We start from the raw sequence: 261 nt of genomic DNA, 5'->3' as shown, positions 1-261 counted from the left end.
TCGAACCCGCGACCCCAACCTTGGCAAGGTTGTATTCTACCACTGAACTACTTCCGCAAGACATGTATGAGTTATTTAATTAAAAGTGCGGGTGAAGGGAGTCGAACCCCCACGCCAAAGGCGCCAGATCCTAAGTCTGGTGCGTCTGCCAATTCCGCCACACCCGCATATTAATTTATTTAAGAAAAATGGGGCGACTGATGGGAATCGAACCCACGAATGCCGGAGCCACAATCCGGTGCGTTAACCACTTCGCCACAA

The 261-nt window shown here is 50.6% G+C and carries 1 tRNA gene; it reads right to left on the bottom strand.

The window, feature by feature from the left end:
• Positions 1–86 precede the first annotated feature (86 nt).
• Positions 87–167, bottom strand: a tRNA-Leu gene (locus FS742_RS27230).
• Positions 168–261 lie beyond the last annotated feature (94 nt).

Source organism: Bacillus cereus, from assembly GCF_007678085.1.
Lineage (GTDB): Bacteria > Bacillota > Bacilli > Bacillales > Bacillaceae_G > Bacillus_A > Bacillus_A cereus_BE.
The sequence above is the reverse complement of the archived record's forward strand: the minus strand, read 5'-3'. Positions and strand labels throughout refer to the sequence as shown.